The sequence below is a fragment of the Bdellovibrio bacteriovorus genome (assembly GCF_001592735.1).
Lineage (GTDB): Bacteria > Bdellovibrionota > Bdellovibrionia > Bdellovibrionales > Bdellovibrionaceae > Bdellovibrio > Bdellovibrio bacteriovorus_D.
Genome location: NZ_LUKE01000002.1, coordinates 220,083 through 242,526 on the forward strand (window position 1 = coordinate 220,083; position 22,444 = coordinate 242,526).

The window sequence follows — 22,444 nt, forward strand, 5'->3', positions numbered from 1 at the left end:
TTTGTTTCAGTTGCTAGACGGATCATTACCACAAACTAACTTCTGACAATCTTTTTCATTAAGGCCTTTTTTCAATTCACCTTTTTGAATCATTTGTAAACACTCTTGCCGACACTGCTCTGTAACAACGACCGGTTTTAGCTCAGCCAATTTATAGGCTTTCGCAATTTGCTCAGCTTCAAGTGGATCATCACCGTAGGGGTAACTCCCATACCAATGCCCCCATGAATCTTTATGTAAGCCCGATGCTTCCTGACTCCACCCAGCTATTCTTTGCATAGTTTCCAACGAAAAAAGTCGTACACCTTCAGTTGCACTTACAATATTAGCTTTAGCAACCGCTTCCGACTGAGGGGGACCGACAATCTTCTTGGTTCCCCTATTTATAATTTTTAACCCATTCACAGAGTCTGTTTTTTTATAGACTTGTTCCGCCGAAATAACAGAATGCTCGATCTCCAAGACAGCCAATTCTTTCCATCTTAATTTTATTTCCGGCGTACCAGTAACAACAAGGACATCGACTTCTTTTGAGCCATCTAGCAGAAAAACCCTGGTGGCATAGTCAACTGTGGCACCACAGTTTCTGACTTCTGCTTTGGCCGTAAACTTCCCATTGGGAGCAGCTACGCTGCTGATTGGATCAACAATGCAGACTCCCGCGGGACTCGTTTTTTTACCTTTCAGGGTGAGCATCAAATTCTTCGGGTCGCTTTCCTCATGGAAATACCCGACGACCTTACCCGAAGCATCTTTTGCCTCGACCCGTTTATTCTGTGCATAGGAATAGATGAACCCGAACGAACAGATGAAAAATCCGATGGCAAACTTCATAAGATGACTCCAACTTCAGACCGCAATGGCGGTCTTTAACAAGGAATTAACTGCGGCAAAACACTCGCTGGCGGAGTCGTGCTCCACAGCGACAGAACATACCCGCCGCCGCCAGAACCGGTGGGCTTTACCGCGGCAGCGCCTTGATCTTTTAGCCACTGGATGTGTTTGGCGGGCTCGCCTTCGTTTAAGTTCCATTCTTCAAAACAAGAGGCAGCAAGTTCAATAGCTTTTACTAATTGTCCAAAGCCTTCTTTTTCATTCGTATGTAAAGCACGATCGGCGATTTGTACGGCTTCGGCCATGCGGGCGTCGATCTTTTGCCCCTTTTCGGGGTTAGCAGCTAATAAGCCTTTTACTTTATTTACGGCATCTAAGGTGACGCCGCGTTTTCCGGAATAAGAAATATACCACTTCGGTTGCCATGAGGGATTGATCGGCGTTCTTTCGCCACTACGAGTGAACTTAATGCCCTGGCCTGAAAGGGCGACAGCAATATCCACCCCACTGCTTTCACCGTGAAAGATATTTTCTAATTGGCGCGAGAACTCATAAAATTCGGATTCTGCCACATAACCTAAAAACCCCAGCCAGCGCACCAAGGCCACACAAAGTGCGGCGGACGCCCCCATCCCCGCGCCCACAGGCAGTGAGGATTCCAAAGTCAACTGGCCCTTTAAGGACGCTTTATCAACGCCTTTCATTTCACAGGCTTTATCCAAAACGGTCCATACCAGAAGTTTTAACTCCACACCGTGATCACCGTTTAATTGCACATCAAGATTTGTGTTCGTTTGATTGTATGTCAGATTTAAAGAACGATTTAAGATTGGCACAACGAGCGCGGGCGACCCACGCAAAACCGCGTGTTCGCCCAACAAGATGCATTTACCAAAAGCCTGACATTCAAAAGTGGCCACTAGTGCACGCCCGCTTTCACGCCTTCAAAAGCCAAAGTTTTATATTCCTTGCTAAAAAGATCGCGGTACATTTCAAAAGATTTTTTCTGATCATTACGGAAAAGCATATGCACATTGGCGCCGGCATCCATGGTTACTAACGGCCCGTCTTGCCATTTTTTCCACAAGGCTTCGCAGTCTGCTAAAACTTTCTTAGAGGCGTCGGTCATATAACTAAATGCCGGCTGACTTGTTTCAAAAAGACGGTGCATGTCAATAAACTCATCCCACACAATTTGGCGAGCCATGTGCCAGTCATCAAAACACAAAGATTGAATCAGATCTCGTAAGCGCATTTCCGCACGTTCCACCCGACCGTCAAATCTTGGACTGGTGGTCACCAGTTTATGAGCTTCGGAACTTGAAACTTCTTTTTTTGACGCCTCAACCACGACGACAATGTGGTGCATATCTGCATGAGGGATATTCATCGGTTGCGCGTACTCTTCTTGCCACAATGACCAGGGGCTAAATAAGGAACGACAGGAAGAGCCCGATCCTTGACGAGAAAGCTCTGACAAAACACGCTTATCTGTTCCCCACCCATGAGGTTTGATTTGTTGAAACATTTCTGCCGCCGCCAAAGTCAAAGCCGCAAAACTGGAAGCCGAACTGGCAAGACCGCAGTCCGAAGGAAAATTGTTTCCGGATTCAATCAAGAAACTGCCGGTGACTTCCCATTTTGATTTCAAATTTTGGAAATGTTTTAAAAAGCGTTGCTGTCCTTTTTCAGACAGTTCTAATTTTTCTAAATCTTCGCGCACCAAGGGCTTCCACTGATCCGCGGGACCCTCGATAGGTGTCACGCGCACAAAGGTTCTTAAATTTTCTAAGGTATAAGACAAAGAGGCGTTTGTGGGTTTATTGCCACTGTTTTCAATCTTTCCCATGTATTTGATAAGCGCGATATTTGACGGGGCAGAGACTAAAACAGGTTTCATAGGTTTCCTCGAACTTGCAGACCAGCGGCGATATCTTTATTTGAAGCAAGCATTTTCAGGCCATTAATTTCACAGTACTGCTTCACACCCTGGCTAAAATCTTTTTTGGTAATAACTAACACAACATCCGCCCCCAAAGCGCCGCAACCTTTGGCCGCGCGCACCCCGGGAATGCTTTGTAAATCACTTAATAAGTTTAAAGTCGGTTCACAGGTAAAATTTAAATCTTTTAGCGCTTTTGCATAAGACTTAATCCCATCAATGAACTGATTTTCATTGGCGGAATCAAATGACTCTTTGATTTTACTAAAAGCGAATTCCAAATTTGCGGTGTCGAATTTCTTAAGCATTCTCAAATGCTCATGGGTCGCCACCTTATTGCCCGTGTGAATCAAATAAAAATCTAAGCCCGTGAACGGCCAGCTTTTGACATTAATCAACCCCTGACGCTTTTCAAAAAACGTCAAAGACCCTTTCAGCTGCCCAACGACATCCGCCCCGCTAGGGCGCAATCCTTGCCCATTCCAAGCGACTTGATAGTACTCTTCAAGGATGTGCTTAAAGTCCAAGATTTTTTCCATATCTTGCTGAGCAGCCTCTTTATAAAGCCATAAAGCATACACCGACAAAAACTGCGCCGTCGATGCACCGAAGCCGCCAATCCCCTTATGAGGATCTTGAAAAGCGATATCCAGCTTTGCAAAATAATCGGTGTGCTTGCGGATAAACAAACCCGCCGGAGAATTTTGATGAAGTCCTTCAACTTCCCCCTTGCCCGGTTTTGCGGTCAGCTCAAAACAAGGTTGCGACAAGAATAATAGCGCCGGTCCCTCGTTTAAGGCTAAGTACTCACCCGCTAAAAATGTTTTTCCAGGGACAGCAAAGACCAGTGACACGACCGGTCCCTTTACTGAGGATGAGAAGACGCGCGCGTTGCAGAGTCGCGAAGCTCTTTAAGCACGTCAATCGCGTTGCTTAAAGAAATGCGCTTACGAACGGCTAAGATTTCTTCTAATTTCTTTTGCACCATGGGGATTTCACGTTCTTCAGCGCCCGCACCTAAAGCTAAATTCTTAGTGTGCAGTTTCATGTGGCCTTCGATAATTCCAACCGTCGTTAAGGCTTTTAAAGCTCCAAGGTTTTGTACCAAACCCACCGCGGCAATCACGCGTGAAAGTTCATTTGCCGACTTAGTGCCTAACATTTTCATGCACATCATGGCGGTCGGATGAAGAGTGGTGACACCACCCACAGTTCCAACAATCAAAGGAGCTTCAAAGACACCTTTAAGTCCCCCCTCACCATCTCGGAACCAACGAGTGATCGAACGATATTGACCATCACGAGCCGCATAGGCGTGAATACCCGCTTCCACTGCGCGCCAGTCGTTGCCGGTCGCAATCAAGATAGGATCAATGCCGTTTAAAACACCTTTATTGTTTGTGGCCGCACGATACGGATCTTGCTGCGCAAACAAAGAGGCTTCTTCAATTTTTTCCGCCAAATCGGCATCAATAGTTTTAATGTGCACAACGGCACGCGTGATTTTTGAATCCACCAGATTTGAAAGAATGCACATCGTGACTTTTTCAGATGTGAATTGTTCAATCGGTTCTTTTAAGAACTCACAAACCTGGTTCATGATGTTCGCACCCATCGCATCGCACGGATCCATCAATACGTGCACGACGGCCATATCTGTCCCGTCACCGCGAGGAACTCGGCGCACTTGAATGTCTTTAACCCCACCACCGCGACGAACAAGGCCAAAGGCCACTTCGCGATTGGCGATTTCAATCATAAAGTTTTTTTGCGATAAAAGCTGTTTTTCAAATTTCGCGAAGTCTTTAACCTTCGCGCATTGAATTTGGCCGATGATATCACTGCCCACCACTTCCGTGGTAATGCTGCCGGTTTCACGAATCCATTTCGCCGATTTACAAACCGCCGCCACGATCGAAGTTTCTTCCACCGCCATCGGGATCACAAAGTCTTTGCCATCAATATTGAAATTGGTTGCTACGCCCAACGGCAGCTGAAAATAACCGATCACATTTTCGATAAATTTTTCACCCAAAGTGGTGTCTTTAAGACCGCCACGCGAAAGATAGTCGGCTTCAGAAGAAGTTAAAGCACCGACTTCTTGCAGAGCTTGCAAACGCTCTTCTTTTGAAAGTTTTGAAAATCCTTTGAAGATGCCTTGAAGTTCTTTATTCATGATAGGACCTTCCCGCGTGAAAGTTCAGCCAGATTTTTCGAACCAGTACAGAACAGCGCTATCTTAAGCTCAAGTTCCAACTTTTGCAAAAGCTCTTCCAGAGCGCGATCGCCTTTTAAAGCCGCTTCCAAGAAGGGTTTTGCTAATCCTACTTTAACTGCGCCTAGAGCAATTAGTTTAGCGGCATCCAAACCATTTCTAACGCCTCCAGAAGCCCATACTTCATATGAAACGCGAGCTTCTTTGGCATTTAGCATCGCTTGAGTCGTGCTAACACCCCAGTTTGCAAAAGTTTGTCCGACTTTGTGAAGCACTTGATCTTCTTCAGATCGGTAAGCTTCAACTCGTCCCCAGTGAGTACCACCTTTGCCACTGACATCGACAGCAAAAACGCCAGTGCTATCCAAACGTTTCAATGTTTCGACTGAAAAGCCACAGCCTACTTCTTTGACGATCACCGGAACCCCGATGATGCGTACCAGATTTTCTATGGCTTCTAAGCTATTTTTAAAATCCGTGGTGCCTTCCGGCTGTAAGGCTTCTTGCAACGGATTGACGTGAACAAACAGTCCCAGCGCTTCGGTGGAGTCCACCAAACGACGAACCGAATCAATAGGTGATTTAATTAATTGCGCAATCCCGATATTGCCAATCAGGCGCGCCTTAGGGGCTTGTTTACGAACACGACTCCACTCTTCCGCGGCAGAGGTGTCGACCAGCTCGCGACGTTGAGACCCAACCCCCATAAGAATTTGACGGCTGTCGCTTAAGCGCGCCAAAGCTTCATTGATCTGGTGCCCGTTTTCATGGCCCGCAGTCATTGACGAAATAAAGATGGGAGAAGAAAGAGAAACAGATGTCTTATTAAAAACAAAAGAGGTCGAAATATCGACCTCTTTAAAATTCAAGTTAGGCAAAGCCTCATGAATCAATTCGACCGAGTCTAGTCCGTTTTGTCCCAAAGTTTGTGATCTTGGATCCAGCGCGATCCTAATATGATCACGCTTTCTTTGTTCAAATAACCTTGTTTGCACTCCGACTTCGTCGGAGTAAGGACCAGACTCTTTCATCTGATGAGCCTTATGCTTACGCTAGAGCGTGTTTGCAAAGAGCTGCGAATGCTGCTGCATCATTAACTGCAAGGTCCGCCATGATCTTACGATCAACTTGGATCCCCGCTTTAATCAAGCCACCGATCAAACGAGAATATGTAGTTCCGTTCAAACGAGCTGCTGCATTGATACGTTGATTCCACAAAGTGCGGAAAGTACGTTTTTTAACTTTACGGTCACGGTAGGCGAAAGCCATACCACGGTCATTTTTCTCTACCGCGTGGATGTACGCGCGAGAACCTGCTGAATAGTAACCTTTTGCTCTTTTAAGAACTTTTTTGTGACGAGCACGATTTGTTTTACCACTTTTTACACGAGCCATTTTCGATACCTCTAAATATTTACGAGAAAGACGTTATTTTTAAAATTGAAATTAGAATACTAAGCAACGACGAACTTGAAGCATGTTTGCATCTTCAACGTATGATGTTTTGCCTAGTTGTCTTTTCGTTTTAGAGCTCATGTGAGAGTTCAAGTGACGCATGCGAGTGCTTTTCTTTTTCACTTTACCGCTCGCAGTAAGTTTCATGCGTTTTTTGGCGCCTGAATGAGTGCGCATTTTCATATTAAATACCTTCCACCAATAAGGCGTCGGCTCCACTCTTGGATCCGCTCTTAACCATTGCCTTTGTCAGTCGTTTGTACGGACTCATGGTTTTAGGTGCAAGCGGGGTCAAAATCAAGCTTTTTTAAGGGTTTAGATCTTTCCCGGTAGACTCTTCCAAACGATTATATAAGACTTGGGCTGATGAAACACGAAATCACCCCCGAAATTTTAGAAAATTTCCGCGCCTACGACATGAATCACTTTAAAATCCAAACCCTGGTGCTGGAAAGTGAGGTTCTAAAACACAACCCACTTTGCGACCCGTCGCGTCGATACAATCCGGTCTTAGTACCCAAGGTGACGGGCCCCTGGCCGGTGGTGGTGGTCTTAGCCGGATTTTCCTCAAACGCCCCTTTTTATCTGAACGGTAAATTTAACGAAGCCAATGCGGTTCAAGTGATTGATCAAGCGGTCGCTCGCGGTGAAGCCCCTGAGGCTTTGTACATTTTTGTGGATGCATTGACGTCTTGGGGCGGATCGCAATTTATCAATTCAGCGGCGACCGGTCGTTACGAAGACTATATTATGACGGAACTGGTCCCGGCGATTCAGGGAAAATACGCCGTTTCCGACAAACCCGCGGACTGGTGTGTAACGGGCGGATCTAGCGGTGGCTACGGGGCCCTTTATTTGGGCAGCAAGCATCCAGAAGTTTTTGGAAAAATAGGTGCCATTGCCCCTGATTCGTTTTTTGAAGCAAGCCTTTTGCCTGACATTTATCAGGCCTTACCGCTGTGGGAAAAGTACCAAGAGTCGGGACTCAAAGCCCTCGAAGAGCTGCGCAATGGGCGCTTGATGAAAAATAAAAACTGGCACAACCTTCTTAATGCCTTCGGGATGGCGGCTTGTTATGCGGCGAAAGGCACGCATGGAGATTTTGAATTTCCAGTCCATGCGAAAACGGGAGAAAGAAATCCCGAAATCTGGCAGCGTTACCTCGAAAAAGACCCTGTGCACTTCTTACCGCAACGAATAGGTCATTTAAAAAAGCTTTCGGGGATTTATCTGGATGTCGGCACTCGCGATAATTTTCACTTACAATATGGCGTAAGACAGATCGTCAATATCCTTAAGAAAAACTCGATAGATCACGACATCGTCGAATTTGACGGCACTCATTTTGATATTTCAGAGCGCCGTTTAGAAGTTTGGAAATGGCTAGTAAGTATATGGCGCAATTAAGGGGCGCTGTAACTGCGACGTCTTAACGATTTTACGAATGCCACGCTGTATAAGCACCACGCGACCGTCCCGGTTGATTTCAACAAGCTTTCCGCGGTTACGCATATAAATGACGACATCACCAATGCAAAACCCGTTCACGCAGTTGCCCTGGCGAACGGCGGTCGGCTGCGCTTGTACGGAGCGATCCATTTCATAACTTGACGTGGCGGAGGCATTTACCTCGACCGGCGCTTTCCATAAAGTCAGTTTCGGCAAAACATTTTCACTGACCGCGGTGACGATAATCTCGGCATCATCAGAAAAAGCTTCGCCCAGCAATTGAACTTCTTTGATGTTTTCATTCAAACTGAAGTTTTCCGAACTATAAAGTGTCGACGCTTCTAAAACACCGGTGGCACGATATTTTGAGATCTCGATGCGGTTTCCGGATTCAGTCACGAGCCACGCTTCACGCACACGCGCTTTTCCAAACGCCATCCTTAGATCCATTTTTTGCAAGCGCGCCACAGGCTCTAAAAGCACGCGGTATTGGGTGCCCTCTTCTTTGCGTGACATTCGTCCCAAACGTAAAGACCCCGCATACTGAACGTCGGACATATCAAACGGAAGGACTTGCGCTGGAGTGATGGAAGCTCCACCCCCTGGTTCTGGCAAATCATAAACTTGCGCATAAGCCCAGCCTTGAGTCAGACTGATCGCGACAAGACTGCTGATAATAACGGATGTTTTCATGCCTGTATTAGTACCGCTAAAGCTAAGAATGAATCCATAAAGGAATCTCTCATCCGAAGATTTTTCTTAACTGTCAAAACTTTGAACGAATTCAAATTTAAAGGCCACGCATTGCGTGGCCTTTAAAGTCTTTCCTAAGCTTTACTGCTTTTGCTCGAGGAAGAAGAGGATGACGGGTTTTTCTCCACACTCACCTCTTCTGATTGCGAGTCGTGTTTAGGATTGAGCTGATGATTGTGCGCCTGCTGACGTTGCGCCTTTAGATCACCGGCATAGCGTTTACTTGTTTGGCTGAATCCTTTGTTTTTATTATGGCCTGAAGACATAATTTCCTCCTTGGTTTCATGTGCCTAGCAACAAGGAGATATTTTGCAAAACAAACGCCAGTCCCAAGGCCTCACCTATTACAGCTCAAATGATTGATTGACTGGTCCGGGGGCATTTCTCCTCTAAAAGATGCCCCAAACGCGACACGAATTATAATATATTATATCTTTCCGGGCCGATCGGGGTTACCGAACCATTGACACTTACTTAGGCGGTCCAATAATCCCACCAGTCATGGGGGATTAAAAAAATGAAATGGCATGCGGAACTCATCGAGATCATTCGAAAGGATTTCGCGGATCGTAAAGAAAAGAATCCGCGTTTTTCCCTTCGTTCTTATGCGCAGCGCTTAGGTTTGTCTTCGGGTTCTTTATCAGACCTGCTGAACGAAAAGCGCAACTGGCAAGTCTCTAAACTTAGAGCCGCCGAAATCACCGAGAAACTTTCTTTAAGTGAAAAAGCTCGCAATAAGCTTTTACTTAAAATGGATTTACAACCGAAGTTTCAAAAAAGCGAGATCACAAAAGAAAATTACGACATGTTAACTGACTGGACGTATTATCCCATTCTGTTTTCTTTTGATCTGCCCGCCGAGCATCGCACCCCTGAAATCATCGCCCGCAAATTAGGTGTCCCTGTACAAAAAGTTGAAAGCGTAATTGAAGACCTGATCCGACGTAAGTTCTTAATACGTAATCACTTGAACCAAGTTTGTCGTCCTGAGACCTTCTTAACCACAACGGACAGTGACCCCGAAGTCGCCCAAGCACCCCCGGGAGCCTTAGTTAGAAAACATCATGAAATCAGTCTGGATCTAGCCAAACGCGCATTAAATGAACAGCCTTCCGAAGTCCGCGACATCACCTCGCTGACTTTTGCTGGCAATAAACAGCAGCTTTTGGCCTTACGTGAAGAAATCCGCAAGCTTTACGACAAAGCTTCGACCATCGCCACCTTAGAGCAAGAGCCCGACACGGTTTACCGACTTTCAGTTCAACTTTTCCCAGTGGAGTTCCCATGATCCGTACCAGCTTGAGCTTAATTTCGTTTTTATTTTCGTCTTTTGCCTTTGCCAATGGTTTTGTAGGTAATGCGGGAAGTGGCATCGCCATCAATGGTGCGATATTTGTGCAAGACCTTTATTCAGTCAGCGCGCATTTAAATCCTTATATTGGCCCTTCCGTGGACTTGCGTTTGGCGGGACTTAAAAGATTTTCGTTTCCCGTTCCTGAAAAACTGCTTTTACAAAAGTTGACGGATTTAAATAAGGCCGTTCCTCGCCTAGGGGACGTTTTAATTCTGGCCATGAATGAATATGACTGGATTTTGGTAGACGAAGAGCTTGTCCTTTTAAATGAAGGCGATGATCCGGTGGCTCTTCCTGCAGGGGCCGAACGTGTTCAATTGGCCAATCGTCTTCAAGGTTTGATTCGAATCAATAGCCACGGCTGGAGCAAGCTTGACGAGGCCAACAAGGTGGCCTTGTTAATTCATGAAGCCGTCTATAGTCTATTAACACCGAACTTGATTCAGGGCGCACAAAGTGCACGTCATCTTACGGGACAATTTTTCTTAATGACTTTTTCCGGATCAAATCTAGCAAAGAAGATCCGCGAGACACCAGATCTTCTGGGACTCAATATTCCGACGTCCAAAGCTTCCTCACCGGGCGCCTTGGTTTCGACAAAGATTGAGGTCATAAAGCAAGACGGCACTTTAAAACTGTCACGCCTTCAACAGCTCTATTATAAATCTTATGAGAAGGAACGATTTAGAAGATTCCTAACCGCTGACTGCCAAAATTCTTATGAGGATCTTTTGGCTCAAGAGGGAAAGGCTCTCGCACTGACGTTTATTTTAAGCGCAGATTATTTAAAAGCAAAACCTTACACGTACAAGGTGTCAGAAAACGAGTCCCAGATGGCCGTTAATATTGACATTATTCAGAGCGACACCACCTTCGTCACCAATCTTACTAAATCAGTGAAGGACTGCGTTGATTTCGGTGAAATGGGGTTTGTGCACACACTTTCTCAATAGCAAAACCAGGGACCTCAAAACAGAGGTCCCTTCGGGGGACCTATTGACCTAACATTTGATTGCGAGTGGTCTCGCAATCAGACTTAAATGTAAAATCACGGATGATCTTTCCGTTATAGTCAATCATCTTCACTCTGCCAACATCGCTGACACAAGCTAGCCCTGAAGAGATTTGCGCCAAGCTTTCGTTGCAATCAGATTTAAAAGTGAATTTATAGATCTTCTTGCCTTCAACTAAATCAAACAGCTCCACATTGCCCACATCACTGGTGCAAGCAAAGCCATCATTCTGATTTTGAAGTGCATCGATACAGTCCGATTTAAAGGTCATTTTCTTAACCACACCCACTCGCGCTGACAAAATATTGACTTGCCCCACATTCGAAGAGCACATCAAATCACCTTGTCTGGTTTCTAGAGTGGCAGTGCAATCGCTTTTAAAGGTAAAATCCAAAATCTTCTTACCCCAGGTGTTGAACATTGCCACTTTACCTATATCACTGGTGCAAAATAAACCGCGATCCATAGTTTCTAAAGCGGCGGAACAATCTGAAGCAAAAGTAAACTCTTTCACCAAACGCCCTTGGCTATTTACAAGGCTTTTGCCATCGCAAAAAACTTGTGGGGCACGTTGACGCCCGCCCCATTTATTTTTAGCTTGTCCCATCACAGGGATCATCGTGGACACCAACAAAAGACCCATCACGGCTTTTTTCATAAATACTCCTTATATATTGATGGGCTGTTTATAAAAGATAAACCCCCGATCTCGCCACCGAAACCACCCTCATCTGGAAAAAGACTATATATGTCTTGAACTTTGACAGGTCCCCGAAACTTCAGTTCAGGGAGCCAAATTGCGTCACCTCCATGAAATTTCGATGAGGTCCCACTCCTCAAGTCCTCTAAAACTCTGATGAACAGTGGCATTTTAGTTGCTCCTAAGCCCGCAGGATTAACCGTGGAGGTTTATTAATATGGAATTCGTACTATCGTTAGCACGTGGATTCACGTCAGCAGATGCATTTTGGATGTGGGCTATTTTGGCCGCTCAAATCGTTTCTATCGCAATTATTGCGGAAAGAAGTGTGGCTCTTTTCGGTGCTCGTAAGATCAATCAAAAAGACCTTTCTAAGCTTTTGGCCGAAGACATTAAGGCCGGAAACCTAGATAAAGCTCTTCGTCGCGCTATGCAAATGGGCAAAAACGAACCTTTGGGCGTTGTTGCTTCCGCTGGCATTCAAGCAGCTCTAGATATGGGCGGCAAAGAAGAAATCCAACTTAAAATGGATGAAGTTCTACTAGAAGAAAACTCTCGCGTTGAAAAACGCATTGGTTTCTTGGCGATGTTTGCCAACGTAGCAACTTTGATTGGTCTATTAGGTACAATCACGGGTCTTATTCACTCTTTTGCGGGTATCGCCAATGCCAATCCAGCAGAAAAAGCTGCGATCTTGTCAGCCGGTATCTCTTTAGCGATGAATACAACGGCTTACGGTCTTATCGTTGCGGTTCCAGCCCTGATCATGTACGCGGTTTTACAAAACCGTGCGTCTCGTTTAACAGATGACCTTAATAAAGGTGCACTGAATCTTTTCATCCAGTTGGGCTTTCATTATGAGCCAGTAACTGCTGAAGAGAAAACTAGCAAAAAATCTGCGAAGTAATTCGCGCTAAACCGGGAGTTCACCATGGATCACGATAAGGATCTGAACTTTGAAATTAATATTCTTCCGATTCTAGACATCTTGTCAGTGCTCATCTGCTTTTTGCTTTTGACCGCTGTATGGGTGCAAATCGGAACTCTTGATACTCGACAGGCCATTGGCGACAACTCCACGGCAGGGGCCGAAAATCCCCCGTCTCTTTGGATCACTGTCGACACTCAAGGCGCGGTTCAGCTTTCAATGCGTGATCTTCCCAATAAGAAGACTTACGAAGAGCAAATCCGTAGTTCTGGCCGTGGTGTGAACTGGGAAGTATTGGAAGCAAAAATCCAGGCTTTAAAACAACAATGGCCGGATCTTAAAACCGGCGTTGTTCGCCCTGAAGCTCAAGCGTCCTACGGTGATGTGATCCGCATTATGGATCAGCTTAAAAAATTCCAATTTGAAGGAGTGGGACTTTCCCCACTTGGATAGGACATTTTTATGAAATCCTCTTCCTTTGCGGATAAAAATAAAAAATCGCCTTTGGGTTCACTCATGAACCTAAAGCCGGGAATTAAAGGCAAAAAGAAAGGCGTGCGTGATTTAGCTCTCGCGCTTCCTTTAACTTCGTTGATCGATGCGTTTTCGATCATCGTTATCTATCTTTTGATCGGAACCCAAACCACAGGTCAAGAAGCAGATCTTCCTAAGAATCTGACTTTACCAATGGCAGAACACTCTGTCGGTCTGGATAAAGAGACGACGACTTTGACCATTCAAAAAGGTGTTTACCGTTTGAATGATCAAGTGGTTCCGGTGCGCGTTTTGGCGCAAAAGCTTTCAGAAATTAAGAAAGCTTCTAAAGAAGACATGACAGAACTTTTGGTTCAAGCCGATCAAGAAATGAAGTTTGAAGATTTGGATCCTTTGCTTAAAGCAAGCAGCCAATCAGGCTTCGAAAAAATGAAATTTGCGGTGGTACCTTCAAAATGAAAACACTCAACGACATCCTAACCCTAGCAGCCTTTGTGACTGGCATTTTAGCTCCTAACGGGGCTTTTGCCGATAAAATGAACGCCGACACGCAGGATCTCGTGATCAAAAAAATGGAGCGTGTCCTGTCGGCGATGGATAAAAACGAAAGTTCTTATCTGTCTAGTCAACAGCGTCTAGCCGACTTGTTGTCGGAGCGTGCCCGCATGCGTTTTATGCTGGAAGTTGAAGCCAACTGTAACGGCTGTAAGGGCTCTCAAGCCGATCGTTTAAAAGCGGTTGGCATTTATGAATCCCTGCTTAAAGATGTCAAAATCAATGAGCACGGTCCCATTCTTTTCCAATTGGCTCACTTGTATGAAATGGCCGGTCAAAACGATAAAGCTATTAGCTTGTATGAATCTATCGTTAAAGACGCCAAAAAGAAAAACATCAACCCTGCCATCGTGACTCGTTCACGCGTGGGTTTGGGTGATTTGTTATTTGCTAAAGGCAAATTCAAAGAAGCTCGCGAAAACTATCTCGTCGCTTTAAAAGACTCTAAATTAGAAAACCGCTCTTTGACGGTTTATAACTTAGCTTGGTGTGAATTTAACACGGACAACCTCAAAGGCGCCATTGCCACTTTAGAAACCTTGCTTAAAACTCCCCAAAAAATCACTCGGGATACAGATGAAGGCAGCCGTTATGATGGCGCTTTCCATACTGATATTATGCGCGATTTAGGAACGTTCTATACCAAACAAGACGTGACTTCTAAAGAAATCAACAGCTTTGAAGCTTTAGCCCCCGCTGAAAAGCGCAAAGATTTGTTATTGTATTTTGCCAAAGAAACAGATCGCATCGGTCAAAAAAAGGCCGCGCGCGAAATCATGAACCGTTATTTGGCTGACACTACTTTGACTAAAGAAGAGCGCATTGATGCTTCCGTGCAAATGGCGCAAATCAGCTATGACCAAGGGGAAACAGCGGCTTCTATCGCCGCTTTTGCTAAAGCTGCTGCCGACATCCAAAAGAATGGCTGCAAAAATGGCAAATGTGACGAGTTCCAAAAATCTATGAAGCGCTTCGTAACTGAGCTTCATAGATCTAAAAAGTTAAAACCAGATCAAGATCTTTTGAACGCTTATGTTACATACACCAACACCTTCCCGGCTGATAAGGAAATGGTTTTGCGGGGTGCTTCGGTCGCAACGGAAATGAATAACTATGCGGTCGCCATTCAATTTAATCGCATCATCAGCGAAAATAAGGCGTTTGATCAAAAAGACCGCACAGAGGCATTGCAAAATGAAGTTTCAGTGGCGGAACGCTCTAAAAACCCCACCATGCAGCGTGAAGCTTATCTGCATTACTTAAAATATGCTGATGAGGGTCCTAAGGCGTTTGAAGTTCGTTACCAATTGGCTTACTTAAGCTATTCACAAAAACAATTTCAAGACGCCGCAGGTGCTTTTGAAGACTTAGCTAAAGACAAAAAAGGCACGCCGGATCTTCGCAAAAAAGCCGCGGATCTTTCTTTAGATGCTTTGGCTCAAGTTAAAAACGAAAAGGCTTTAGAAGCCTTGGCTTGGGATTATTCTGTTATTTTTCCTCAACACAACAAAGAGTACTCGCAAATCGCGCGTCGTACTTTGATGAACAATGTAGCTCGCACCGCCAATGATGCCGCGGCCGATAAATCTGCTTTGAAATCATCGTTAAATGCTTTGGATGACCGTAAAATCCAAAACGCCTCGCCTGCTGAAAAAATCTTGTTCTATAAAAATCAAAGTGTTTTGGCATTGAAAGTAGAAGATGAAAAGACTTATATCACGTCTTTAAATGCCCTTCTTGCCATCCCCTCTTTGTCTAAAGAAGAGCGTTTGCAGGCCTTAGAGCAACTAACAAGCTATTACGAAAAGCGTTTGGATTTCCAAAATGCTTACGCCACAGCTTCGCGCATTAACAATCCTAAAATCTCTGAGAAGGAAAAAGAATTCCGTTTAGGAACCTTGGCGGACCTTGGTGGAATGGATGCTTCTAAGCACTATCGCCGTGCTTTAAAGGCCGGTCTTGCGGGTGAACGCGCTTATGTCGTGCGCACGCGTTTGGTGTTGTTGTCATCTTCACCGGTTAAAGAACTTAAAGAACAAGCCAAAGTTCTTAAACAAAAACCTTCGATGCTGAATGAAACAGTTCTTTTGGTTTACGGTAAAACTGGCGATGCCAAAGGTCTTTCCGCTATCACAGGCATGAAGGAAATGCGTAAGCAATCGGCAGTGAATTTCATTGCTAAGCAGTACTTTTACGAAAAAGTGGGTCGTGAAGCGAATAAAATTGCTCAGCATAAACTGAACACTAAAAACGACCGTGTCTTGCAAAAATCTTTGACCGACAGAATCTTGCTTTTAAAGCGAGCTGACAAATTGCTTGAAGAAAGCTTGGCCTTAAAAGATGTGACTGCCCAAATGTTGGCATTAAACGTCGTTTCTGTCGAAAACTTGCGTATGGTTCAAGACTTAGCTGGCCTCCCCCTACCAGCCGGTCTTTCCGAGAAGGAAAAGGCTCAGTATCTGGGACTGCTTAAAAATCAATCTCGCCCTTACTTGATGAAAGCGCGTGTGGCCCAAGCCAAAGAACAAGAAATTTGGACTCGCTCTAATGCTTTAGCTATGACCATTAAGGACTACCAAACGGCGCGTCCTGAGTTAAAGCCCCTATTGGGTCGTGAGCTTTCATTATTGAATCAAGTGCCAGGTAAAGGCCCTATGAAGTCAGCCTTAGAAGACGCTTTATCTGAGCGCCCATTTTCGTCACGTGACCTGGTGTCTGCGCGCAAAGCTGTGGCGCAATCACCGTCAGATTTGAAGGAAATTGAAAACTTGAAAATGATTGAGACAAAAATCGGCCACCCTCTTATGCCTGCTTACCTGGAAGCGCGTATAAGCCACTTACAGAGAGGAAAAAGCCTATGAAATCAATAATCTCGTTGGCCCTGATCTTGCTATTCTCCACAGTGACTTTCGCCGGAAAAACGGCCCAAAAGGCCGAAACTTCGGGAGCAAAAAAACCTCGTTTGAGCACTTCCTTTAAGTTTGATGGAAGTGCCTTAAGAGGGAAATACAACAGCTCCATGAGTACCGCGGCGACAGTCGAGAACGATAAACTCTTGGATGATCTCCTTAAAGGACGAACGCAGTTTGCGGACCGTCTCGATAAGGAGACTGAACGTAACTAAAGGAACCTAACATATGAGTACTGCGAAACTAGTGATTCTCGAAAACACTCTAGGACAAAAAGTTCGCACCTTTGCGGTAAACTCGGACAACTTGAACCTAGTTTATTTGAAAGACAAAAGACGTATCGAAGCGTGTGCTCAATTGCAGGATCTGGATAACGAGGGAATTGAATATTCCTTGGTTAAAAAGCTTAAGCTTTCGCAAATCTCTGAAGACGGAGTTGAAATCCAAGGCCTCGGCCGCCTCCGTCTTTTCTCTGAATCAGCTAAAAACAGCCCTACTTATGTTTTGGCTGAAGAACAAGACGACGAAAAATTAAAACTCTTCGTTAAAAACACCGCCATCGGTCACGTGGCCGCGGTGGCTTTGCTTTTAATCGCTTCATGGGTTTCTGCTCATTACTTTACTAAAGCTCAAGAGCCTCAATTAGTGACAATCACTCTGCCTCAAGAGGTTAAAAAAGAAACTCCTAAACCAGAAACTCGTCAAACGGTGAAAGTTTCTGAAAAGAAAATCAAGCCGACGAACAAAGTCGTTAAAAAAGTCGTAAAAACTCACACTTTAGTTAAACGTACGGCAAAAGCAGTCGCTCCGGCAAAAGACGTTCGCCGTATCGGTGCTTTAGCGGCCTTAGGTGGACTTAAAAACGGTCACAAAGGTGCTGAAGGCCTTGATATGAATTCACTTAAAAACATCCGCGCTGCCGGCACAGGTGCTGGTGGTGGCGGTATCGGTAACGCCGGTCGCGGTGGTGCTAAGGGTTACCTTTCTGGTTCTGGCTTGATTGCTGGCAGCCCGGGTGAAGGGGCTCGTGCACAAGGTGCGGGCGGTTACGGAACTCGTGGTTCTGGTGGTGGTCGTGCCGGTTACGGTAAGATCTCTTTAGTCGGTGGTACATCGGCTGTCAGCCTTCCACTTGATGATGAAGCTTCTGTTGAAGGTGGATTAGATCGCGATCAAATCATCGCGGTTATCAACCGTAACAAAGGTCAAATCGTTTATTGTTATGAAAAAGGCTTGCAAGCCGCTCCACAAATTGGTGGTCGCGTGGCAGTGAGTTTTGTGATTGGCGCTGCGGGACGTATCACTGTCGCTTCAGTGGCGGAGTCTTCTTTAAATTCGAAAATGGTTGAAAATTGTATGCTTGCGAAGATGCGCAATTGGCAATTCCCTCGCCCCGTGGGCAAGGTCAATGTCGATGTCCTTTATCCGTTTGAGTTAGCTCGCGTGAGCAGTCGCTAGGAGAAATGATTTATGAAAAGTAATAAAACAGCATTTACAGCTTTATTGTCTTTAAGTCTTTTGGCTGCCGGCTGCGGTGAGTACTCTAAATCTCCAGAAGGAGATATGAACGAACTTCGCCAGTGGCAACAAGAACAAAATGGCAAAAACAACGGTCCGGTGATTAAATACGTCGACAAACCTGTCGAACAACCACCGCAAATCGTTTACCGTGAACAAGCTAAAGTCGGTCGTGATGCGATCATCATTTCTACGGGCACACTGATGACTTTCAGTGAAGGTGTTAAAACATCCTACCCGATCCGCACCGCCATCACGGTGCCGGGGGTAAAAATCAGACTTAAGGCTGCAAACTTCCCTAAAGATATTCCTTTAGAGGAATCTAAAACGGAACCAGGCGTTTTCGTTTTAACTTGGACGCCTGACTTTTACACAATTCCATCAGGCGAAACCCATAAAACGTTTATCGCTAAAGTTATTCCAGAGATCATCGCGGGCGATGCCAAAGTTGTTGAGGCTTTGCGTGGTTTAGATCTTTCTCAAGACTTCACGGTTCAAGTATTACCGACTCAAGAACTTCCAAGTGCTTTGACGGTTTCTGGTCTTGAAGCGGAAGTGATGGAAGGAACTGTGGTTCCTTTCTCTGTGACGGTGAAAGTTCCAGGTGTTGATGATAAATCAGCGGAAAAACCGACCTTGGAAGTTTCTTATGATAAAATCAGCGTGACTGAAGGCAATAGCTTCCTTGAAATGGATGGCACTCGCCACGTGACTCCGGATGCCACTAAAAAGTCTGCTGAATACCTTGGCAATTACCAGTGGAAATTCAGTCTTTTGTTTGATACTCAAAAAATGTCTCGCCAAACACAGTTGGCTAAAGATGGTTCTGAGATGGCTAATGCTGACGGCACCCGCGTTCGCTTTAGTTTAAAAGCTAAAGGCGGTCGTGATCTTTCGACGCCTGTGAAATTGGTTCAGGTTAAAATCAAAGCTTTACCAAAGGTAGAAGCAGAACCTACTCCGACAACAGAAACGACGGTCACTCCGGCAGAAACTAAAAAAGAAGAAACAAAAGCTGAAACGACTCCCGCTAAAAAAGAAGAAGTCACTACGAGATCAGCAAAAGTGGACACTGCAAAAGCAGCGGAAGCTGCTAAGAAAGTAGCAGATGCTAAAAAGGCGGCTGATGCAAAGAAAGCCGCGGACGCTAAAAAAGCGGCTGATGCTAAAAAAGCAGCCGACGCGAAGAAAGCGGCGGACGCTAAAAAGGCCGCCGATGCAAAAAAAGCCGCTGACGCTAAAAAAGATACCAAAACTACAACCACTACAAAAAAGAAAACCACAACGACTGCTAAGAAGGAGACTAAATAATGAAAACGATGAAAATCCTCTTAACAGCTCTTCTCGTTTGCTCTTTTGTTCAAACTGCACAAGCGGCGGGCAAAAAGTCTGCGCCTAAACAAATCAATGCCTCTGAAGACATTGATACCTTAGGTGGTAACAAAGACCTTATGGATATGGCAGGCCGTATTCAATCAACCAGCCGTTCACGTATCGTGCAAGAGCGCATCGTGGATCGTCGCAACAAAGTTGAGTTCGGTCTTTCTTACGGCGGCATCATGGGTGGTGACGCTTATCTAAGAACTCAAAGCATTGGTTTTTCGATGGACTACCACATCACTCCTCGTTGGTCGATCGGTGGCCGTTATTATGATTTCGGGTCCAGCCTCACTCCAGAAGGAGAAAGAATCAAAAAAGCTTCCGAAGAAGCAAAAGCCAATGGTGGCGTTGCCAACCCATTTAACGTCGACACTCCACAAAGTGCGATGATGGCTGTTGTAAACTGGTACCCAATTTACGGCAAAACTAGTTTCCTAGATTTAGGTGTCACTCAGTTTGACCTTTACTTGCTTGCTGGCGGTGGTTCTATTGAACTTTCAAGTGGCAACACCGATCTTTATACTGCGGGTTTGGGTGTGGGTGCTTGGATGTCTCGTCATCTTTCCATCCGCTCTGAAATCCGTTACCAAAAATATGATGATATGCCAGACCGCACGGTGGCTCGCTCTGTAGATACAGCGGCGGCGACAATTTCGATCGGATGGATCTTATGATAAAATCAGTTCGCTTTGTTACAGCCACAGCTCTTATGTTCGCGATGAGCACCCCTGCTTTCGCGACCGAGCGCGTGTCTGTAAAAGAGTGGGCTCAGAAGTGGGCTGACTCTTTAAACACTAAAAAGGCGTTGGCGTTTAGCACCGCAGACCTAGAACAGAAAACTCTAGGTTTTTGCAGTGATTGCGATAACAAAACTTTAATGACCAAAGCCCGAAAGGATTTTGAAGCGGGTAAATACGATCAAGCGATCAGCTCTTATAACAAGATTCCTCGTGCCAATACCTATTGGTTAGACGCCGTGGAAGAAAAAGGCTGGGCTTTTTTCCGTAAAGGCGAATTTGAAAAAACTTTGGCGCAAACTAAGACCTTGCTTGCTCCTCAGTTTGCGGAAATCACGAATACCGAAGCTTACCTTCTGCAATCTTTAAGTCAGTTAAAGATTTGTGATTACAAAGGTGTTTTTGAAACGCACCAGGCTTTTAAAGAAAAACAAAAAGCTCGTATCATGGAAGTTCAAGCCTTAGCAAAATCGGGCTGGAATGACTCTTTGACGAAATTTTTGAAAAAAGCTGATAAGTTTCCGTTATCCATGGAGGACATGGGTGACAGCGTTACGAAACTGCCTTTGAACATTTACAAAGACATCGAGTTTCAAAAACAGGTTTTAAGATTTAAAGCTTCCGAAAAAGGAATCGTCTTTGCAGATTCAAAGAACAAATCTGTCGTTGCTAAGTTAGAAAAAATCAACGACGCCGCTTTTAAAGCGCTTAAAAACAGAGTGCAAGAACTGGCTCAAGAAGAAACGAACGAGAACTTTAAAATCATTCAGAAGTTAAATCTGGTTGAAGTGGAAGCCATCCAACGCGTTCACACCGATCAAGCTTTAACCGATGAAATGTACGCGAAAAAAACATTCAACAAGGTTGATTCGGACAAATTAGTATTTATGGATGACGGTCGCCCTTGGATTGATGAACTTGATAAGTTTGAGGTCGCAACGAAATCTTGCGCTCAAGGACTTAGGAGGAAGATGTGAGACATTTAACTGCCGCCGCTATATATATCGCGGCATTCCTTTTATTTGCCGCTTGCAGCCCTGAGTCGTCTTCGTACATCTCTCAACGTCCGGTGCAAAACGAGACGATTGAGTCACCGAAATACGACAAACTGCCAGAACAAACCTTTGAATGGGTGACTTTAGACGGTGGCCAAAGCCAACTGGATTTCAACCCGCAATTGGATATCTTGTTTGTGACGGACAATTCAGAAAGCATGAAGGGTGCGCAAGAGAATTTGTTCAAAAATATGGACAAATTCACTCGCAGCATCACTAAAAACAAAATGATCGATTACCATGTCGGAGTGATTTCGACGTGGGACGGTTCGGAAGCTTACCTTAAAGCGAATCAAAAATATGGTATTGGCGAGCTTCGCTATATTAAAGATAGCAAAGGCCAAAGCTATAACCGTCGTTTCGTGATCAAAACAGATTCTAAAGATATCTTAGCGTCGACTTTAAAAATCGGTGCGGTTCCTTTAGCTCAAGGTGGTCCAGAGAATGAGGAGTTCTTCTCTCCCCTTTCGGCGGCCATTCAGAAAACCGGTCGTGGGGCGGCGAATGAAGAGTTCTTCCGCGAGAACGCTCAATTGGTTGTGATCTTTTTGACCGATGCGGATGATTCAGCCTCCGGTGACCCAAAAGATATCGTGAAAGAATTGATCGCCTTCAAGGGCGGACGTAAAGATAAAGTTTCTATTTACGGTGTTTTGGTGAATAAAAAGGACAAAGATGACACGAAGGACTGGGCGTTACGCGTTCACCCTAAATATCACCCTGAGTGCTTTAAAAAAGAAGGCAAAAAACAAGTTCAGATTTCAGGATGTGGTCCTTTCGGTCCAGAGCGTATCGAAGCGGCGATTTTAGAAGCCAATAAGTATGACGGAACACCGGCAGAAATCCTAAAGAAATTCATCGTCAATATCAATTCCGCAAACTTCGGTACGGAATTGGGTTCGGTGGGTGATTCGATTTCGATCAAAACTTTGCGCAAAGAAATCTTCTTGGGAAACTTGGCGCCAAGATCTGTTGACGGCAAACCGTTAATCAAGGTCAGCTATGGCAAACAAGTGATCAACCAAGGTAAAGGTGGTTGGTTGTACAACGCTGAAAACAACTCGGTTGTTCTTTCTGGCGATATTGACTACCAATACGTTGAGGGTGCGAAATTCACCGTTCAAGTCAGCCCACTGACTTACTAGATTCAAA

24 protein-coding genes are annotated in these 22,444 nt (G+C 45.1%); 13 read left to right on the forward strand and 11 right to left on the reverse strand.

Translation table 11 applies throughout. The features are described 5' to 3' along the window. Window positions 1-6 precede the first annotated feature (6 nt). The 8 genes from AZI86_RS11560 to rpmI are packed head-to-tail and all read right to left on the reverse strand — an operon-like array spanning window position 7 to window position 6,629. Entirely contained in the window at window positions 7-834 is an 828-nt protein-coding gene (locus tag AZI86_RS11560) for a hypothetical protein (protein ID WP_061835344.1), read from the reverse strand. 35 nt (window positions 835-869) lie between these two features. After that, the gene (locus AZI86_RS11565) at window positions 870-1,754 is read right to left on the reverse strand and encodes a mevalonate kinase family protein (protein ID WP_061835345.1); all 885 of its coding nucleotides are present in this window, start codon (window positions 1,752-1,754) and stop codon (window positions 870-872) included. Next, the gene (mvaD, locus tag AZI86_RS11570) at window positions 1,754-2,734 is read right to left on the reverse strand and encodes a diphosphomevalonate decarboxylase (RefSeq protein WP_061835346.1); all 981 of its coding nucleotides are present in this window, start codon (window positions 2,732-2,734) and stop codon (window positions 1,754-1,756) included. The genes AZI86_RS11565 and mvaD overlap by 1 nt, the downstream gene beginning before the upstream one ends. Further along, complete coding sequence (locus AZI86_RS11575) at window positions 2,731-3,630, reverse strand: hypothetical protein (protein WP_061835347.1); 900 nt, start codon at window positions 3,628-3,630, stop codon at window positions 2,731-2,733. The genes mvaD and AZI86_RS11575 overlap by 4 nt, the downstream gene beginning before the upstream one ends. An 11-nt stretch (window positions 3,631-3,641) precedes the next feature. Continuing rightward, window positions 3,642-4,952, reverse strand: a complete 1,311-nt coding sequence (locus tag AZI86_RS11580; protein WP_061835348.1) for a hydroxymethylglutaryl-CoA reductase, degradative — start codon at window positions 4,950-4,952, stop codon at window positions 3,642-3,644. Continuing rightward, a complete protein-coding gene (gene fni / locus AZI86_RS11585) occupies window positions 4,949-6,022 on the reverse strand; it encodes a type 2 isopentenyl-diphosphate Delta-isomerase (protein WP_061835349.1) in 1,074 nt (357 codons plus the stop codon). Before fni ends, AZI86_RS11580 begins: the two co-directional genes overlap by 4 nt. 16 nt (window positions 6,023-6,038) lie before the next feature. Further along, window positions 6,039-6,386 carry a 50S ribosomal protein L20 gene (gene rplT, locus AZI86_RS11590; protein WP_061835350.1) on the reverse strand — a complete coding sequence of 116 codons (348 nt, stop codon included), beginning with the start codon at window positions 6,384-6,386 and terminating at the stop codon, window positions 6,039-6,041. A gap of 51 nt (window positions 6,387-6,437) precedes the next feature. Further along, window positions 6,438-6,629, reverse strand: coding sequence for a 50S ribosomal protein L35 (gene rpmI, locus AZI86_RS11595; RefSeq protein ID WP_061835351.1), 192 nt, complete (start codon window positions 6,627-6,629; stop codon window positions 6,438-6,440). A 183-nt stretch (window positions 6,630-6,812) separates the two neighbouring features. On the opposite strand from rpmI, the gene AZI86_RS11600 reads away from it, so the two are divergent. After that, window positions 6,813-7,853, forward strand: a complete 1,041-nt coding sequence (locus AZI86_RS11600) for an alpha/beta hydrolase (RefSeq protein ID WP_061835352.1) — start codon at window positions 6,813-6,815, stop codon at window positions 7,851-7,853. Here the strand turns inward: AZI86_RS11600 and AZI86_RS11605 are convergent. Further along, entirely contained in the window at window positions 7,830-8,588 is a 759-nt protein-coding gene (locus tag AZI86_RS11605) for a beta-sandwich domain-containing protein (protein WP_061835353.1), read from the reverse strand. The genes AZI86_RS11600 and AZI86_RS11605 overlap by 24 nt on opposite strands. A gap of 134 nt (window positions 8,589-8,722) precedes the next feature. Then, window positions 8,723-8,914, reverse strand: a complete 192-nt coding sequence (locus AZI86_RS11610; protein WP_061835354.1) for a hypothetical protein — start codon at window positions 8,912-8,914, stop codon at window positions 8,723-8,725. A gap of 251 nt (window positions 8,915-9,165) precedes the next feature. Between AZI86_RS11610 and AZI86_RS11615 the strand changes: the two genes are divergently transcribed. Next, a complete protein-coding gene (locus tag AZI86_RS11615; protein WP_061835355.1) occupies window positions 9,166-9,936 on the forward strand; it encodes a TIGR02147 family protein in 771 nt (256 codons plus the stop codon). Next, complete coding sequence (locus tag AZI86_RS11620) at window positions 9,933-10,955, forward strand: hypothetical protein (protein ID WP_061835356.1); 1,023 nt, start codon at window positions 9,933-9,935, stop codon at window positions 10,953-10,955. The genes AZI86_RS11615 and AZI86_RS11620 overlap by 4 nt, the downstream gene beginning before the upstream one ends. Window positions 10,956-10,995: 40 nt before the next feature. Here the strand turns inward: AZI86_RS11620 and AZI86_RS11625 are convergent, their stop codons facing one another. After that, the gene (locus AZI86_RS11625) at window positions 10,996-11,673 is read right to left on the reverse strand and encodes a hypothetical protein (RefSeq protein WP_061835357.1); all 678 of its coding nucleotides are present in this window, start codon (window positions 11,671-11,673) and stop codon (window positions 10,996-10,998) included. A gap of 259 nt (window positions 11,674-11,932) precedes the next feature. On the opposite strand from AZI86_RS11625, the gene AZI86_RS11635 reads away from it, so the two are divergent. From AZI86_RS11635 to AZI86_RS11680, 10 genes are read left to right on the forward strand one after another with little or no spacing between them, the layout of a single operon-like run. Then, on the forward strand, window positions 11,933-12,622 hold the full coding sequence (locus tag AZI86_RS11635; protein ID WP_061835359.1) for a MotA/TolQ/ExbB proton channel family protein: 690 nt from the start codon (window positions 11,933-11,935) through the stop codon (window positions 12,620-12,622). A gap of 24 nt (window positions 12,623-12,646) precedes the next feature. Beyond that, window positions 12,647-13,096 (forward strand): ExbD/TolR family protein, encoded by a 450-nt coding sequence (locus AZI86_RS11640; RefSeq protein ID WP_061835360.1) that lies wholly within the window; start codon window positions 12,647-12,649, stop codon window positions 13,094-13,096. A gap of 9 nt (window positions 13,097-13,105) precedes the next feature. Next, window positions 13,106-13,597, forward strand: coding sequence for an ExbD/TolR family protein (locus tag AZI86_RS11645; RefSeq protein WP_061835361.1), 492 nt, complete (start codon window positions 13,106-13,108; stop codon window positions 13,595-13,597). Next, entirely contained in the window at window positions 13,594-16,554 is a 2,961-nt protein-coding gene (locus AZI86_RS11650) for a tetratricopeptide repeat protein (protein ID WP_061835362.1), read from the forward strand. The genes AZI86_RS11645 and AZI86_RS11650 overlap by 4 nt, the downstream gene beginning before the upstream one ends. Next, a complete protein-coding gene (locus AZI86_RS11655) occupies window positions 16,551-16,817 on the forward strand; it encodes a hypothetical protein (RefSeq protein WP_061835363.1) in 267 nt (88 codons plus the stop codon). The genes AZI86_RS11650 and AZI86_RS11655 overlap by 4 nt, the downstream gene beginning before the upstream one ends. A 13-nt stretch (window positions 16,818-16,830) precedes the next feature. After that, window positions 16,831-18,060 (forward strand): AgmX/PglI C-terminal domain-containing protein, encoded by a 1,230-nt coding sequence (locus tag AZI86_RS11660; RefSeq protein ID WP_061835364.1) that lies wholly within the window; start codon window positions 16,831-16,833, stop codon window positions 18,058-18,060. A 12-nt stretch (window positions 18,061-18,072) separates the two neighbouring features. Further along, window positions 18,073-19,431, forward strand: a complete 1,359-nt coding sequence (locus tag AZI86_RS19105) for a hypothetical protein (RefSeq protein ID WP_061835365.1) — start codon at window positions 18,073-18,075, stop codon at window positions 19,429-19,431. Then, on the forward strand, window positions 19,431-20,174 hold the full coding sequence (locus AZI86_RS11670; protein ID WP_061835366.1) for an outer membrane beta-barrel domain-containing protein: 744 nt from the start codon (window positions 19,431-19,433) through the stop codon (window positions 20,172-20,174). The genes AZI86_RS19105 and AZI86_RS11670 overlap by 1 nt, the downstream gene beginning before the upstream one ends. Continuing rightward, complete coding sequence (locus AZI86_RS11675) at window positions 20,171-21,214, forward strand: hypothetical protein (protein WP_061835367.1); 1,044 nt, start codon at window positions 20,171-20,173, stop codon at window positions 21,212-21,214. Before AZI86_RS11670 ends, AZI86_RS11675 begins: the two co-directional genes overlap by 4 nt. Continuing rightward, window positions 21,211-22,437: a hypothetical protein gene (locus AZI86_RS11680; protein ID WP_061835368.1), complete on the forward strand. Its 1,227-nt coding sequence runs from the start codon at window positions 21,211-21,213 to the stop codon at window positions 22,435-22,437. The genes AZI86_RS11675 and AZI86_RS11680 overlap by 4 nt, the downstream gene beginning before the upstream one ends. Window positions 22,438-22,444: the final 7 nt, after the last annotated feature.